General features: G+C 66.0%; 16 protein-coding genes. 10 read left to right on the top strand and 6 right to left on the bottom strand.

The window, feature by feature from the left end; genetic code table 11:
* Positions 1-35: 35 nt before the first annotated feature.
* The 10 genes from IHV84_RS05315 (at position 36) to IHV84_RS05270 (ending at position 9,568) form a co-directional block, all read left to right on the top strand.
* On the top strand, positions 36-1,247 hold the full coding sequence (locus IHV84_RS05315) for an HD-GYP domain-containing protein (RefSeq protein ID WP_198846109.1): 1,212 nt from the start codon (positions 36-38) through the stop codon (positions 1,245-1,247).
* 345 nt (positions 1,248-1,592) lie between these two features.
* Positions 1,593-2,201, top strand: coding sequence for a glutathione peroxidase (locus IHV84_RS05310; protein WP_198846108.1), 609 nt, complete (start codon positions 1,593-1,595; stop codon positions 2,199-2,201).
* 244 nt (positions 2,202-2,445) lie between these two features.
* Positions 2,446-3,753 carry an NAD(P)/FAD-dependent oxidoreductase gene (locus IHV84_RS05305; protein WP_198846107.1) on the top strand — a complete coding sequence of 436 codons (1,308 nt, stop codon included), beginning with the start codon at positions 2,446-2,448 and terminating at the stop codon, positions 3,751-3,753.
* The gene (locus tag IHV84_RS05300) at positions 3,750-4,550 is read left to right on the top strand and encodes a DUF1365 domain-containing protein (protein ID WP_198846106.1); all 801 of its coding nucleotides are present in this window, start codon (positions 3,750-3,752) and stop codon (positions 4,548-4,550) included. The genes IHV84_RS05305 and IHV84_RS05300 overlap by 4 nt, the downstream gene beginning before the upstream one ends.
* A gap of 43 nt (positions 4,551-4,593) precedes the next feature.
* Positions 4,594-5,826 carry a cyclopropane-fatty-acyl-phospholipid synthase family protein gene (locus IHV84_RS05295; RefSeq protein WP_198846105.1) on the top strand — a complete coding sequence of 411 codons (1,233 nt, stop codon included), beginning with the start codon at positions 4,594-4,596 and terminating at the stop codon, positions 5,824-5,826.
* 27 nt (positions 5,827-5,853) lie between these two features.
* On the top strand, positions 5,854-6,408 hold the full coding sequence (locus IHV84_RS05290; RefSeq protein ID WP_198846104.1) for a chalcone isomerase family protein: 555 nt from the start codon (positions 5,854-5,856) through the stop codon (positions 6,406-6,408).
* Positions 6,405-7,715: an MFS transporter gene (locus IHV84_RS05285; RefSeq protein WP_198846103.1), complete on the top strand. Its 1,311-nt coding sequence runs from the start codon at positions 6,405-6,407 to the stop codon at positions 7,713-7,715. The genes IHV84_RS05290 and IHV84_RS05285 overlap by 4 nt, the downstream gene beginning before the upstream one ends.
* 47 nt (positions 7,716-7,762) lie before the next feature.
* Positions 7,763-8,305 carry a DUF3833 domain-containing protein gene (locus tag IHV84_RS05280; protein ID WP_198846102.1) on the top strand — a complete coding sequence of 181 codons (543 nt, stop codon included), beginning with the start codon at positions 7,763-7,765 and terminating at the stop codon, positions 8,303-8,305.
* Between the two features lie 8 nt (positions 8,306-8,313).
* A complete protein-coding gene (locus IHV84_RS05275) occupies positions 8,314-9,096 on the top strand; it encodes an SDR family oxidoreductase (RefSeq protein ID WP_067512586.1) in 783 nt (260 codons plus the stop codon).
* Positions 9,097-9,106: 10 nt separating this feature from the next.
* The gene (locus IHV84_RS05270; RefSeq protein ID WP_198846101.1) at positions 9,107-9,568 is read left to right on the top strand and encodes a nuclear transport factor 2 family protein; all 462 of its coding nucleotides are present in this window, start codon (positions 9,107-9,109) and stop codon (positions 9,566-9,568) included.
* A gap of 22 nt (positions 9,569-9,590) precedes the next feature.
* Here the strand turns inward: IHV84_RS05270 and aroQ are convergent, their stop codons facing one another.
* The 6 genes from aroQ to IHV84_RS05240 form a co-directional block, all read right to left on the bottom strand.
* Positions 9,591-10,070: a type II 3-dehydroquinate dehydratase gene (aroQ, locus tag IHV84_RS05265; RefSeq protein WP_066786362.1), complete on the bottom strand. Its 480-nt coding sequence runs from the start codon at positions 10,068-10,070 to the stop codon at positions 9,591-9,593.
* Between the two features lie 88 nt (positions 10,071-10,158).
* Positions 10,159-11,163 carry a TRAP transporter substrate-binding protein gene (locus IHV84_RS05260; RefSeq protein ID WP_066697939.1) on the bottom strand — a complete coding sequence of 335 codons (1,005 nt, stop codon included), beginning with the start codon at positions 11,161-11,163 and terminating at the stop codon, positions 10,159-10,161.
* Positions 11,164-11,226: 63 nt separating this feature from the next.
* The gene (locus tag IHV84_RS05255) at positions 11,227-12,507 is read right to left on the bottom strand and encodes a TRAP transporter large permease subunit (RefSeq protein ID WP_198846100.1); all 1,281 of its coding nucleotides are present in this window, start codon (positions 12,505-12,507) and stop codon (positions 11,227-11,229) included.
* A gap of 43 nt (positions 12,508-12,550) precedes the next feature.
* On the bottom strand, positions 12,551-13,168 hold the full coding sequence (locus IHV84_RS05250) for a TRAP transporter small permease (protein WP_198846099.1): 618 nt from the start codon (positions 13,166-13,168) through the stop codon (positions 12,551-12,553).
* Positions 13,169-13,341: 173 nt separating this feature from the next.
* Positions 13,342-14,046, bottom strand: coding sequence for a TetR/AcrR family transcriptional regulator (locus IHV84_RS05245; RefSeq protein WP_198846098.1), 705 nt, complete (start codon positions 14,044-14,046; stop codon positions 13,342-13,344).
* Positions 14,047-14,168: 122 nt separating this feature from the next.
* On the bottom strand, positions 14,169-14,786 hold the full coding sequence (locus IHV84_RS05240) for a glutathione S-transferase N-terminal domain-containing protein (RefSeq protein ID WP_198846097.1): 618 nt from the start codon (positions 14,784-14,786) through the stop codon (positions 14,169-14,171).
* Positions 14,787-14,788 lie beyond the last annotated feature (2 nt).

The following is a 14,788-nucleotide window of genomic DNA, read 5'->3' as shown; positions in this document are numbered from 1 at the left end:
GACCGTTGCAGTTCTCGGGATAATGGCCTCCGCCTATGAACCTCGTCCCCATCAATTCCGAGTCGGTGCCCCTCGGCCAACCCCTGCCTTTTGCGCTGCGTTCCGCCAATGGCGCGTTGCTGGCCCAAAAAGGCTTTGTGGTGAGTGATGCCAAAGCGTTGAACGACATCACGGGCATGGGCATTCAACTGTGCGTGGATGTGGACGAATCCGGCGACAGCTACCGCGCCTACGTGGGCCGCTTGCAGCAGATGCTGATGGCAGAAACCTCGCTGGGCGAGCTGGCCTCTGTGAAGATGAGCGCCTCTGCACCGGCGCCTGCCCCTGCCCGCAACCGCGAAGAGCGCGGGCCGCTGGACTGGTCCGAGCTGCAACTGCGCGTGACGCAGGTGCTGCGGGCGCCCAGGGCGGTGGATTTTCGGGAGCGCCTGCAGGCCCTGCACGAAGACCTGGCCCGCCGCTGCGAGCAGGCGCCAGACGCCACCTTGCTGGCCCTGATCTTCCTGTCGGCCCAGGAAACCCGCATGTACAGCGGCACCCACGCCATGCTGGTCAGCTGCGTCTGCATGGTGGTGGCCCGCGAAATGCTGCGGTGGTCGCCCGCCCAGGTGCGCCGCCTGGGCGCTGCGGGCCTGACCATGAACATTGCCATGACCGAGCTGCAAGACCAGCTCGCACAGCAATCCCAGCCCCTGACCGCACGCCAGATTGCCGCCGTGGAAGACCACGCCGCCCGCTCGGCCGCGATGTTGGGCGAGCTGGGGGTGACCGACGCGGTGTGGCTGGAGGCCGTGCGCCACCACCACCACCGCAAGCCCGGCCCCTTCGCCGAAAAGACAGAAGGCGAGCAAATGGCCCGCCTGATCCAGCGCGCTGACGTGTTTGGCGCGCGCATCTCACCCCGCGCCTCGCGCTGGCCCATGCCCGTGACTGCGGCCATGAAGGCCAGCTATTACGACGAGGAAAACAAGGTGGACGAAGCGGGCGCCGCCCTCGTCAAAGGCCTGGGCGTGTACCCGCCCGGCGCCTTCGTGCGCCTGGCCAGCGAGGAAGTGGGCGTGGTGCTGCGCCGCGGCATCAGCGCCACCACCCCGCGCGTGGCCATCGTCACCAACCGCCTGGGCATGCCCACGGGCGAGTTCATCCCCCGCGACACATCGCAGCCGCAATGGAAGATCACCGGCGTGGTCGCCCACAAGGACGTGCGCGTCAAGATCGCGCTGGACCGGCTGCTCCTGCTGGTCTGACCCCCTGCGGCGGCCGCAAGCCCCCGCACCCCTCTCGCAACCCCCCAGCCGGCGCCCGGCTTTGGCGGGAGGGCGTTCGCGTCGCCTGCAGCCGCTGGGCCCAGGTATCTCTGCGCCTGCGCAGTCCAATAGCTATTAAAAACATAGCTGCTTGCGCTTATCTGGCGGGCTTTACACCCATTTCTTGCTTGAAAACCGATGCTCCCTGGCCCGCCAGGTGGTCAGGCACGCGTGCTGAATCCAAACGCGCAGGTCAGCCGTATACCAATCAGTACAAATAAAAACTCACTTGGACAAAATATGATTCAGCGGTTAAATTGCTTACCCATCACTTCAGAGAAAACCATGCGCGCCGCACTGACCCATCGTTACATCGTCGTCCAACTGGCCATAGTGGGGCTATGGGGGTTTGCCAACCCGGCCGCCCACGCGGCCGATGCGCCTGCCGCCGCCAGCGCTGCCGCCTGCCCGGCCACGCTGCAGCACACCTATCTGCGCCTGCAGGACGAAAAGCCCCAGTCGCTGTGCCAATACGCGGGCAAGGTGGTGCTGGTGGTGAACACGGCCAGTTACTGCGGCTTCACCGGCCAGTACAAGGGGCTGGAAGAGCTGTACAGCCGCTACAAGGACAAGGGGCTGGTGGTGCTGGGCTTCCCGTCCAACGATTTCGCACAGGAAAAGAGCAGCAACAAGGAGATTGCCGACTTTTGCGAAAACACCTTCGGAGTGAAGTTCCCCATGTTTGCCAAGACCGCCGTGCGCGGGGCCGACGCGTCGCCCCTGTACAAGCAGCTGGCCCAGCTCTCGGGCACGGCGCCCAAGTGGAACTTCCACAAATACCTGCTGGGCCGCGATGGCCGGCTGGTGGACAACTATTCCAGCATGACCGCTCCCGACAGCAAGAGCCTGGTGCGGGCCATTGAGCAGCAGCTCGCGGTGGCGGCGCCCCGCTGAGCGGCAACCCTTCTTTACTTTTCTTTAAAAAAATGCGCGATCAGCTCTGGAACTTCTGCAAAGGGGCCCCACTCTATCCCCTGCAAGAGCGCGGTACGTGCTCTCCCGGTTTAACGTTGCGAAGCCTTTCGGTGCCTCGGGTTCCGACTGCCCTCCTGGAGCGCTTCTCCTCCCTCCCTCTCTTATTCGTTTCGGGGTGCTTCGCAACCTTTTTATTCGCTGAGTCGGCCAGAGGGGGCCGGCCATGAAAGTCGCCATCATCGGCTCCGGCATCTCCGGGCTCTCGGTGGCGCACCAGTTGCGCAGCCAGGCGCAAGTCACCTTGTTTGAATCCGGCAGCTACTTTGGCGGCCACACCCACACGGTGGATGTGACCCTGCCCAACGCGGCGGGCAAAGCCGTCACCCACGGGGTGGACACGGGCTTTCTGGTCTTCAACGAACGCACCTATCCGAATCTGATCGCCCTGCTGGCCGAGCTGGGCGTGGCCACGGCCAAGTCCGACATGTCGTTCTCGGTGCAGGTGCCCGGTGCGCGCGGCGGCAAGGCACTGGAGTGGAGCGGCACCAACCTCTCTACCGTGTTCGCCCAGCGCAGCAACCTGGTCAACCCCCGTTTCTGGGGCATGCTGACCGACCTGCTGCGCTTCAACCAGCTGTGCACCCGCATTGCCCGGGCCCATGCCGAGCAGGCGCTGATGCAGCCGCTGGGCGACTTCCTCAAAGAACACCGCTTTGGCGACGCCTTCCGCGACTGGTACTTCCTGCCCATGCTGGGCTGCATCTGGAGCTGCCCAACGGACCAGATGCTGAAGTTCCCGGTGGCAACGATGATCCGCTTCTGCCACAACCACGGCCTGATCCAGGTGGCCAACCGGCCCCAGTGGTGGACGGTGACCGGCGGCGCCCGCAACTACGTCGAAAAAGTCCTGGCCGGCGTGCCCGACAAGCGCCTGAACACCCCCGTGCGCCGCATCGAGCGCGACGCTGCGGGTGTGCGCGTGTCCACCAACCAGGGCACCGAGCATTTCGACCATGTGGTGCTGGCCACGCACTCTGACCAATCCCTGGCGCTGCTGGCGCAGCCCACGGCGCAGGAGCGTGAGGTGCTGGGCGCCATCCGCTACCAGCCCAACCGCGCCGTGCTGCACACCGACACCACGGTGCTGCCGCAGCGCCGCGCCGCCTGGGCCGCCTGGAACTACGAGCGCGCCCAGCAAACCGACCGCGAGAGCGCACGCGTGTGCCTGCACTACCTGCTCAACCAGCTGCAGCCCTTGCCGTTTGCCCAGCCGGTGGTGGTGTCACTCAACCCGGTGCGCAACATCAACCCGCGCCAGATCATTGGTGAGTACGAATACGCCCACCCCGTGTTCGACCTGGGCGCCATTGCCGCGCAGCAGCAGGTGCCCGCGCTGCAAGGCCAGCACAACACCTGGTTCTGTGGCGCGTGGACGGGTTACGGCTTCCATGAAGACGGGCTCAAGTCCGGCCTGGCCGTCGCGCGTCAACTGGCGCCGCTGCTGCAAGCCCCCCAAAGGCTGGCCGCATGACCGACCTGCGCCCCACGCCCGCCGCGCAGCCCCTGCTGGGTTTTGGCCACGTGCGCCACACCCGGCTGCGGCCGCGCAGGCACGCGTTTGCCTACGGCACGTTCTTCCTGATGCTGCCCATGCGCACGCTGGCGCAAGGTGGGCGGGATGGCGCGCTGGCCGTGAACCGGCGCGGGGCCATCAGCTTCCACGATGTGGACCATGGCGATGGCCGCAGTGCCGAGCAAGGCGGCGCGCTGGCCTGGCTGGACGGCCTGCTGCAAGCCGAAGGCATTGACGACGCCACGGGCGAGGTGTGGCTGCACACCTACCCGCGCGTGCTGGGCTACACCTTCAAGCCCGTGAGCTTCTGGTACTGCCACCGCAGTGATGGCAGCCTGCGCGCCATCCTGGTCGAGGTGAACAACACCTTTGGCGAGCGCCACTGCTATTTGCTCGACGCCCCGCAGTACGGCGTGGAGCAGCAGGCGCGCAAGGTGTTCCATGTGTCGCCGTTTTGCGAAGTGACGGGCGGCTACCGCTTCCGCTTCATGCGCACAGCCCCCGGCCCGCAGGATGCCGGCCGCACCGTGGTGCGCATTGATTACGACGACGCCAGCGGCCCTCTCATCCAGACCAGCGTGAGCGGCACCCTGCAACCCGCCACCGCCCGCACCCTGCGCCAGGCGCTGTGGGGCTACCCGGCCATGACGCTGGCCATCATCGCCCGCATCCACTGGCACGCGCTGCAGCTGTGGCTCAAGCGCGTGCGCTTTCATCGCAAGCCCGAGGCCCCGGCCTCGATCGTGACCCGTTGACATGCACGACCCGTATTCCGCACCCACCTGCGAGACCACTGCCATGAACTCCACCACCGCACCCCGTTCTGCCCTGGCCTTGCCCGCTGGCACGCCCGCTGCCGCGCGCACCGCTTTGCAATTGCTGCAGCGCCTGCAGCATGGCCACCTCACGGTGCAGCTGCCCGACGGCACGCAGCGGCACTTCGGCCCCGGTGGCGGCCCCTCGGCAGCCATTGCCTTCAAGAACTGGAACGTGTGCAGTGCCGCCCTCAAGTCGGGCGACATCGGCTTTGCCGAAAGCTATATCGCTGGCGACTGGACCACGCCACACCTCACCGACCTGCTCAAACTCTTCATCGCCAACCGCCAGCAGGTCGAAGGCGTGATTTATGGCACCTGGGCCGGGCGGCTGCTGTACCGCATCAAGCACCTGCTCAACCGCAACACCAAGGCCAACAGCCAGAAGAACATCCACGCGCATTACGACCTGGGCAACGCGTTTTATGAGCTGTGGCTGGACGACACGATGAACTACTCGTCCGCCTGGTTCGAGGGCGATGCGGGGGGCGACATGCGCACCGCACAACTCGCCAAGGTGCGCCGCGCGCTGCGCATGGCCGGTGTGCAGCCGGGCGACCGGGTGCTGGAGATTGGCTGCGGCTGGGGCGCGCTGGCGGAAATGGCCACCACCGAATTCGGCGCCACGCTCACCGGCGTGACGCTGTCCACCGAACAGCTCGCGTTTGCCCGCAAGCGCATGGCGCAGCACGGCGTGGCGGGCCAGGCCGACCTGCGGCTGCAGGACTACCGCGACATCAGCGACGGCCCGTACGACGCCATCTGCTCCATTGAAATGGTAGAGGCCGTGGGGCGCGAATACTGGCCCACGTACTTTGCCTCCATCAAGCGCCTGCTCAAGCCCGGTGGCAAGGCCTGCATCCAGAGCATCGTGATCGACGACGGGCTGTTCAAGCGCTGCATCAGCTCCACCGATTTCATCCAGCAGTACATCTTCCCCGGCGGCTGCCTGCCCTGCCCACGCGAGTTCCGCCGCGAGGCCGAGGCCGCGGGCCTGCGCGTGGTGGACGAGTTCGCCTTTGGCCAGGACTACGCCGAAACCCTCAAGCGCTGGCGCGAGCGCTTCCTGGCGCAGCGCGCTGAGATTTTGAAGCTGGGCTTTGACGAGCGCTTCATGCACATCTGGGAGTTCTACCTCGCCTACTGCGAAGCCGCGTTCGCCATGCAGAACATCGACCTCGTGCAGTACACGCTGGTGAACGACAGCGTGGCCTGAAAGCACTTTGCCGCAGGGTCAATCACTATGAAAAAGATAGCTGCTTGCGCTTTATTAGCGGGCGCTACAGCCATTTTTTATATCAACCCTGCTAGCGCACAGGGCAGTGACGCCACGCCCCTGCCCGGCACCGTGCTGGCAGGCCAGGGCACCATGCGCTTCTTTGGGCTGGAGGTGTACCAGGCCCGGCTGTGGGTGAGCCCCGGCTTTGCACCCGAGCGCTATGCCGACCAGCCGCTGGCGCTGGCGCTGACCTACCAGCGCAACTTCACGGCCCAGGCGATTGCCAAGCGCTCCATCGAAGAGATGCGGCGCGTGGCCCCGTTCGGCCCCGAGCAGGCCGAACGCTGGCAAGCCGCGTTGCAAGCCGCCTTGCCCGATGTGAAGCCGGGCGACACCCTCACCGGCATCTACCGCCCGGGCGGCGGCGCCGTGTTCCGCATGGCTGACAAGGTGGTGGGCGAGGTGGCCGACCCTGAATTTGCGCGCCTGTTCTTCGGCATCTGGCTCTCGCCCAACACGTCCGAGCCCGCGCTGCGCCAGGCGCTGCTGGCCAGCCGCAGCCCCGCAGGATCGCCATGACCGCACCTGGCACCCCCGGCACGCTGCCCGCCCGCCAAGGCCTGACCTATGGCCTGCTGGGCCTGCCCCTGGCCTTTGTGGCGCTGCCGCTGTACGTGCTGCTGCCCAACCACTACGCACGCGCCTACGGCATGCCGCTGGCTACCCTGGGGGCCGTGCTGCTGGCGGCCCGCCTGTTCGACGCCGCCACCGACCCGCTGCTGGGCCGGCTGAGCGACCGGCTGTTTGGCCGCTCCACCCGCACCGTGCTGGGCGCGGGGGCCGGGTCGGCCGTGGTGCTGGCGCTGGGCATGTGGGCGCTGTTCTTCCCGCCCGTGCAGGGCCAGCAGGCCCTGGCCTGGTGGGCGCTGCTGTGCCTGCTGGCCACCTACCTGGCCTACAGCCAGCTCAGCATTGCGCACCAGTCGTGGGGCGCCCGCCTGGGCGGTGATGAGGCACTGCGCAGCCGCATCGTGGCGTGGCGCGAAGGCGCGGCCCTGGTGGGCGTGGTCCTGGCATCGTTGCTGCCCAGCTTGCTGGGCCTGCCTGCCATGCTGGGCGTGTTTGCCGCCACGCTGGTGCTGGGCTGGTGGGCCTGGGCCTGCGCGCCCCGGCCTGCGGCGCAGGGTGCCGACATGCATGGCGTGTATCACCCCGCCCAGCACGCCAGCCTGTGGCGGCCCTGGGGGCGTCCGGCCTTCCGCCGGCTGCTGGCGGTGTTCATGCTCAACGGCATTGCCAGCGCCATCCCGGCCACGCTGGTGCTGTTCTTCGTGCAAGACCGATTGCAGGCGCCATCCACGCAGGAACCGCTGTTCCTGGGCGCTTACTTCGTCTGCGCCGCCCTGTCGATACCGCTGTGGCTGCGCGCCGTGAGCCGCTTTGGCCTGGCCCGCACCTGGCTCATGGGCATGCTGCTGGCCGTGGCCGTGTTTGCCTGGACGGCGCTGCTCGGCAGCGGCGATGCGCTGGCCTTTGCCGTGGTGTGCGCCCTCTCGGGCGTGGCGCTGGGCACCGACCTGGCCCTGCCCAGTGCCCTGCTGGCGGGCGTGATCGCCTACGAAGGCGACAGCGGCCAGCACGAAGGCGCGTACTTTGGCTGGTGGAACTTTGCCACCAAGCTCAACCTGGCCCTGGCCGCCGGGCTGGCGCTGCCGCTGCTGGCCCTGCTGGGCTACACACCCGGCACCCGCAGCGAAGCCGGCCTGCAAACCCTGAGCCTGGCGTATGCCGTGCTGCCCTGCCTGCTCAAGCTGGCGGCGGCTGCCGCGCTGTACCTGCTGGTGGTGCGGCGCACGCCCGGTAGCGCTGCGTTCCAGGCCCCGTGATTTTTCTCAATGCAACCCTGCACCCCACCCACCACCAAGGCCTTCCCATGATCCAACGCCGAACCCTTCTGGGCGCCACTGCCGTGGCGCCGCTTGCGGCCCTGACCGGGTGCGCCAGCCAGAACCTGGCCGGATACGCCAGCGAAAAGCCCGTGCTGGATCTGACCCAGTACTTCAATGGCACGGTAGATGCCCACGGCATCTTCCAGGGCCGCAGCGGCCAGATCGCCCGCCGCTTCACGGTGGTGATGGAGTGCAGCTGGAAAGGCAACGAAGGCGTGCTGGACGAAGCCTTCACCTATTCCGACGGCACCACCCAGCGCCGCATCTGGCGGCTGACCAGGCTGCCGGGCGGCCACTACACCGGCACCGCCGACGACGTGGTGGGCACAGCCAGGGGCCAGACGCAGGGCAATGCCTTTCGCTGGGGTTACACGCTGGCCTTGCCGGTGGATGGCAAGGTCTACCACGTGGACTTTGACGACTGGATGTACCTGATCGACGAGCGCGTGATGCTCAACCGCGCCACGATGAGCAAGTTTGGCGTGCGGCTGGGTGAGATCACCCTGTCGTTCACCAAGCGCACCTGAGCCACGCCATGAGTCTCAATCCCCGCATCCATTACTGGCAGGGCCGACGCGTGTGGCTGGTGGGCGCCTCCAGCGGCATTGGCCGGGCCACGGCGGCGCTGCTGCATGCGCGGGGGGCGCAGGTCATTGTGTCGGCCCGCAACGCGCAAGCCCTGCAAGCGTTTGTAGATGAGCACCCCGGCAGCGTGGCCGTGCCGCTGGACACGGCCCACACCGCCCAGGTCAAGGCCGCTGCGCAGCAGGTGCTGGCGGGCGGCCCGCTGGACCTGGTGTGCTACTGCGCGGGCCACTACCGCGACATGCGCGCCACCGACTTCGACCTGACCGAAGCCCTGCGCCACGAAGACGTGAACTACACCGGCACCTTGCGCGTGCTGGCCGGCGTGCTGCCCGCTATGGTGGCATCGGCCAAGATGGGGCGGCCAGGGCACGTGAGCCTGGTCAGCAGCGTGGCGGGCTTTCGCGGCCTGCCCAAGAGCCTGGCCTACGGCCCTACGAAGGCGGCCCTCATCAACCTGGCCGAGGCGCTGTACCTGGATCTGCACGCACTGGGCATGGGCGTGAGCGTGATCAACCCCGGCTTTGTGGCCACGCCGCTGACGGCGCGCAACGACTTCACCATGCCCGCGCTCATCACGCCCGAAGCAGCGGCTGCAGCCATCGTGCGCGGCTGGGAAGACGGCGAGTTCGACATCCACTTCCCCAAACGCTTCACCCGCTGGATGAAATGGCTGCGGTTGTTGCCCTACCGGTGGTACTTTCCGGCAGTGCGCCGCTTTACCGGCCTGTAAAACCCACGCCATGGAACACCCCCTGAGCCCCCCAGCAGCCTTGACGGAAGAAGCCGTCAGCCGCGTCATCGTCTTTTTTGAAACGCTGTCGCCCGCAGGTGTGGCGCAACTGGGCGAGCTTTACGCGGCAGAGGCGCGCTTCAAAGACCCGTTCAACGAGGTGCAGGGCGTGCCCGCCATCCAGGGCATCTTTTCCCATATGTTCGAGGCGCTGGAACAGCCGCGCTTCATCGTCACCGGCCGGGTGGTGCAAGGCCAGCAGTGCTTTCTGACCTGGGATTTCCTGTTTGCTTTCCAAAATTTTCACAAGGGCGTGACGCAGACGGTGCGCGGCGCCTCGCACCTGGTGCTCGACGAGCAAGGCCTGGTCACACTGCACCGCGACTATTGGGACGCCGCCGAGGAGCTGTACGAAAAGCTGCCCGTGGTGGGCGCTCTGATGCGCTGGCTCAAGCGCCGCGCGAACAGTTAGCGGACCGAGGCGCCCGCCGCGTTCATGCCGCCTTGGCCAGCTTGCGCACCAGGTAGTGCAGCGCCATTTCATAGCCCTGGATGCCCAGGCCTGCAATCACGCCATCGGCAATGCCCGAGATGTAGGAGTGGTGGCGAAACTCCTCGCGCTTGTGCACGTTGCTGATGTGCACTTCCACCACCGGCAGGGCCACGCCCGCCAGCGCATCGCGCAGCGCCACGCTGGTGTGGGTGAGGCCGCCGGGGTTGATGACAATGCCGCGCGTGCCATCCAGGCGCGCAGCGTGGATGCGGTCAATCAGGTGGCCTTCGTGGTTGCTCTGAAAGCAGGCGGCCGTGGTGCCCAGCCGCACCGCCTCGGCGGCAAAGTGGCGCTCCACATCGGCCAGGGTGTCGGCGCCGTAGATGTGGGGTTCGCGCGTGCCCAGCAGGTTCAGGTTGGGGCCGTTCAGAAGAAGAATGCTCATGGCGGTGGAATCAGCGTAACGAGGGAAATACGGCATTGTCTGCCCAATGGCCGCCACCGGCCCGGCAGCGATGCCAGCCCCCGCACCCGAGGGCTTGCCTCCGGTGCGTGTGCAAGTCCGGCGCTTATTTGGCAGCGCGCAGCTTGGCCAGGGTGTCGTACACCTCTTTCACCGTGTCGGCGCCCACCTTTTCGCTGTGCTTTTCAATCACAGGCTTCATCTTGGCGCGCAGCTTGTCCAGCTCGGCGGCAGGGAATTCGGTCACCTGCATGCCTGACTTCTTGAGCTGGTCGAGCGCCACGTCCGACTGCACGCGCGAGACGCCGCGCTGGAACGTGGTGGCTTCGGCCATGGCGTCGTTGATCCACTTTTGCTCGGCGGGCGACAGGCCGTCCCAGAACTTCTTGCTGACGATGACCGCCTGCGGGTTGTACATGTGGCGCGTGATGGCCAGGTGCTTTTGCACTTCGTTGAATTTGGACGAGAGGATGGTGGTGACTGGGTTCTCCTGTCCGTCCACGGCCTTTTGCTCCAGCGCGGTGTACAGCTCGGGGAAGGGCATGGGCACGGCGTTGGCGCCCAGGGCGTTGAACATGTCGATATAGATGGGCGACTGGATCACGCGGATCTTCAGGCCCGCCAGGTCTTCGGCCTTGGTGATGGGCTTTTTGCTGTTGGTGACGTTGCGAAAACCAAGCTCCCAATAGGCCAGGCCCACCAGGTTCTTGGCCTTGAGCTTGTCCAGCAGCTTCTTGCCAAAGGGGCCGTCGGTCACGGCATCGGCTTCTTGCGGCGAGGCAAACAGGAAGGGGAAGTCGTAAATGCCGAATTCCTTGGTCTGCGCCGACAGGATGCCCGCGTTGAGCACCGTCATCTCCACCGTGCCGCCCTGCAAGGCCGACACGGTCTGCAAATCGCCGCCCAGCGTGCCGCCGGGGAACAGCTTGACCTGGATCTTGCCGCCGCTCTTTGCGGCCACCAGGTCTGCAAACTTTTGCGCGCCCTGGGCCTGGGGGTGGTCCTTCTGGTTCTGGAAGGCGAACTTGATGGTGCGGTCTTGGGCGTGCGCGCCCGACACCAGCGAGGCAGCCACCAGCGCCGTGGCCAGCAGGGTTTTCAAGAGGGTCATGGAAGGCTCCTTGGTAGGGATGAATGAAGCAAGGCCGTAAGAGGAAAAGGGTGGCGAGGGCAATCAGCCGCCCAGCCAGCGCAGCGGCACCATCACGATGGATGGGAAGGCCACGAGCAGGAACATCACGATGAACTGCGCCAGCATGAAGGGCATGACACCGCGCGTCACATCCGACATGGAAATGCGCCCGACCCCTGCCACCACGTTGAGCACCGTGCCCACGGGCGGAGTGATGAGGCCGATGGCGTTGTTGATGATGAACAGCACGCCAAAGTAGACGGGGTCGATGCCAGCGGCCTTTACCACGGGCATGAGCACGGGCGTCAGGATGAGGATGGTGGGCGTCATGTCCATGGCCGTGCCCACAATCATCACCAGCAGCATGATGGCGATCAGCAGCAGCGTCTGGTTGCCCATGAAGGGCTCCAGCATGCCGATGATCTTGCTGGGCAGGTCGGCCACGGTGATGAGCCAGGCCGACACCATGGCCGCCGCCACGAGGAACATCACCACTGCGCTGGTGCGGGCCGCCGCCTGGAAGATGTCGGCCAGCTGGCGAAAGCTCAGCTCGCGATACACCACCATGGCGACGAACAGGGCGTACACGGCGGCCACCACGGCCGCTTCGGTCGGCGTGAACACGCCCATGCGCAAGCCCACCAGAATGATGACGGGCAAGCCCAGGGCCCACACCGATTCGCGCAGGGCCTTGAGCACTTCCGCGCGGCTGGCGCGGGCGGGTGGGGCCACTTTTTCACTGCGCACCAGCCACCACCAGGTGATGGCCAGCGCGATGCCTAGCAGCACCCCGGGCACGATGCCCGCGAGGAACAGCTTGCTGATGGACACATTGGCCGCCACACCAAAAATCACGAAACCGATGGACGGGGGAATGACCGGGGCGATGATGCCCGCCGAGGCAATCAGCCCCGCAGAGCGCGCCCTGTCGTGCCCGGCCGCCACCATCATGGGCAGCAGCAGCGAAGCCAGCGCCGCCGCATCGGCCACCGCGGAGCCGGACACCGCCGCCAGAATCACCGCTGCCATGATGGCCACATAGCCCAGGCCGCCGGGCACATGGCCCACTACGGCCAGCGCCAGCTTGACGATGCGCTTGGACAGCCCGCCCACGTTCATGATTTCGCCCGCCAGCATGAAGAACGGCACGGCCAGCAGCGGGAAGGAGTCTGCGCCGTTGATGACGTTCTGCGCCAGGATCTGCGCGTCGAACAGGTCGAGGTGCCACATCAGCGCAATGCCGCTGAGGAGCAGCGAGTAGGCGATGGGAATGCCAATCGCCATGGCGATCAGCAGGGAGCCGAGGAAGATGGCGACGGTCATGGGCGGCGGTGCTCAGGAAAGTAGAGGCGGTGGGCGCGGGCCATCAAGGCTTGCGCACAGGGGGCGAATCGTCTTTGGCCACGATGGGGCCATGCGAAAAATGGGGCGCCACATCGCCCAGGTTGCGCTGTTCCAGCGCGGCCACTTCTTCGCTTTCCTGCACCATCACCAGTTCCTGGTCGCTCGGGTGGGTGAGCAGCGTGCGCAGCAAATCGCGCAGCAAGATGGCCATGGAGGACACGCCCAGCATCACGCCACTGGCGTAGAAGATGCCCACCGACGCGCCCGTGACGGGGGCCTCAGTGTCCCAATTGATTTCGGCCTGCACCCAGCTGCCTTTGAGCAGCAACCAGGACACATACAGCATGGCCACCTGGGCCAGCACCAGACAGATTTTTTTGCCCAGGCGGGGCAGGCGCGACACCAGCGCATCAGTGCCCAGGTGCCCGTGCTCGCGCAGGGCCACCACAGCGCCCATGAACGTCAGCCACACAAACAGCCAGCGCGAGACTTCTTCGGACATGGTCAGGCCCGAGTTGAAGGCGTAGCGCAGCACCACGTTGCCGAAGACCAGCACCACCATGGCGGCGAGGAACAAGCCCCCCAGCATGTCCAGCGCTCGTGTGTAGCCCCGCAAAACGCGGTCCACCAAATCGAACATGGTTGTCTCCAGTCAAAACGTTATCGGCTGCTGGAATTATTTTGTACGAACTGGTTAGTTTTAATGATTCGGGCAAACCCTTGGTGAATGGCGGGCGCGGAATTGCACGCGCGCACGGCAGCCTGCGGGAAACGGAAGCGCAGGAGCACAACGGGAAGCAGCGAAGTGGTCAGTCAGGCGCGCACGAAGCGCACCACCATGTCGATGATGGAATCGCGCCGCTGCGCAAGGGCCTCGGGTTCGTCGAGTGAGCGCTTGAAGATCGCGCTGAAGGTGTGGCGGTTGGCCACATTGAAGAAGCACAGGGCCGAGATGGACATGTGCAGGTCAATCGGGTCCATGTGCGGGCGAAACACCCCGCTGGCCACGCCGCGTTCGTACACCGCCTGCACGGCGTTGATGGCGGGCACGTTCAGCTCCTGGATGGTGGCGGAGCGGCGGATGAACTCGCCCCGGTGCATGTTCTCGTTCATCACCAGGCGAATGAAATCGGGGTTGTCCAGCTGGTAGTCGAAGGTGAAGCCCACCAGGGTGCGCAGCGCGGCCTCCGGCTCCATGTCTTCCAGGCGCAGGCTGGTCTCGATCTGGCGAATGCGCCGGTAAGCCTCTTCGAGCACCGCCAGATACAAGCCCTCTTTGCTACCAAAATAGTAGTAAATCATGCGCTTGCTGGTGTGGGTCAGCGCGGCGATCTCGTCGATACGCGCGCCAGCCAGCCCCTTGTCGGCAAACTCGGCCGTGGCCACTTCCAGGATGTTGGCCATGGTGCGGTCCGGGTCGTTCACCCGGCCACGTTCCGGCGCCGCTGCGGAAGCTTTGCGTGCGGTACGGCGTGGGGAAGGCTCGTCCACCAAAGGGGTTCTAACCGGTTCGTTCATAGCCAGCCAAGCATAAGCGAACCACAGCCAGCTTCGTCCCCCAAGATACCCGCGCCGCCCGCAGCGGGGAGCCCGCGCCAGCTTGCGCCGGGGTGGTGGGCAAGGCCCTGGGGCCCTGGGCGTCAGGCGCCCGGCTTGGTGTCCGCAAAGCTCGCGCGCTGCATGAGCTTGTCCATCAGCTTGCCCAGGTTCGGGTATTCGGTGCGCCAGGCCAGCTCGGGGTAGCGGAACTCCAGCCAACCCAGGGCGCAGCCCACGGCAATGTCCGACAGGCTCAGGTGGATGCCGCTGCAATAAGGCTTGTCGCCCAGGCCCTGGCTCATGGCCTTGAGGGCCGCGTTCACCTTGCCCATTTGCCGGTCGATCCAGGCCTGGCAGCGCTGGTCGTCGGGGCGGTGCACCCAGGTGGCTTCCATGCGGGCCAGAATGCCGGCGTCCATGGCGCCATCGGCCAGGGCTTCCCAGGTCTTCACCTCGGCGCGTTCGCGGCCCGAGGAGGGAATCAGCTTGCCCACGGGCGAGAGGGTGTCGAGGTATTCCACGATCACGCGCGAATCAAACACGGCCTCGGCGCCTTCCATCAGCAGGCAGGGCACCTTGCCCAGCGGGTTGGAGGCGGTCACCGTGGTGTCATCCCCCCAGACGTTGTCCTGCACGAACTGGTAGTCGAGCTTTTTCTCGGCCAGCACAATGCGCACTTTGCGCACGTACGGGCTGGTGGTGGATCCGATCAGTTTCATGG

It is taken from the genome of Acidovorax sp. IB03, from assembly GCF_016406015.1.
GTDB lineage: Bacteria > Pseudomonadota > Gammaproteobacteria > Burkholderiales > Burkholderiaceae_C > Acidovorax > Acidovorax temperans.
This window is presented reverse-complemented; position numbering and strand designations above follow the sequence as displayed.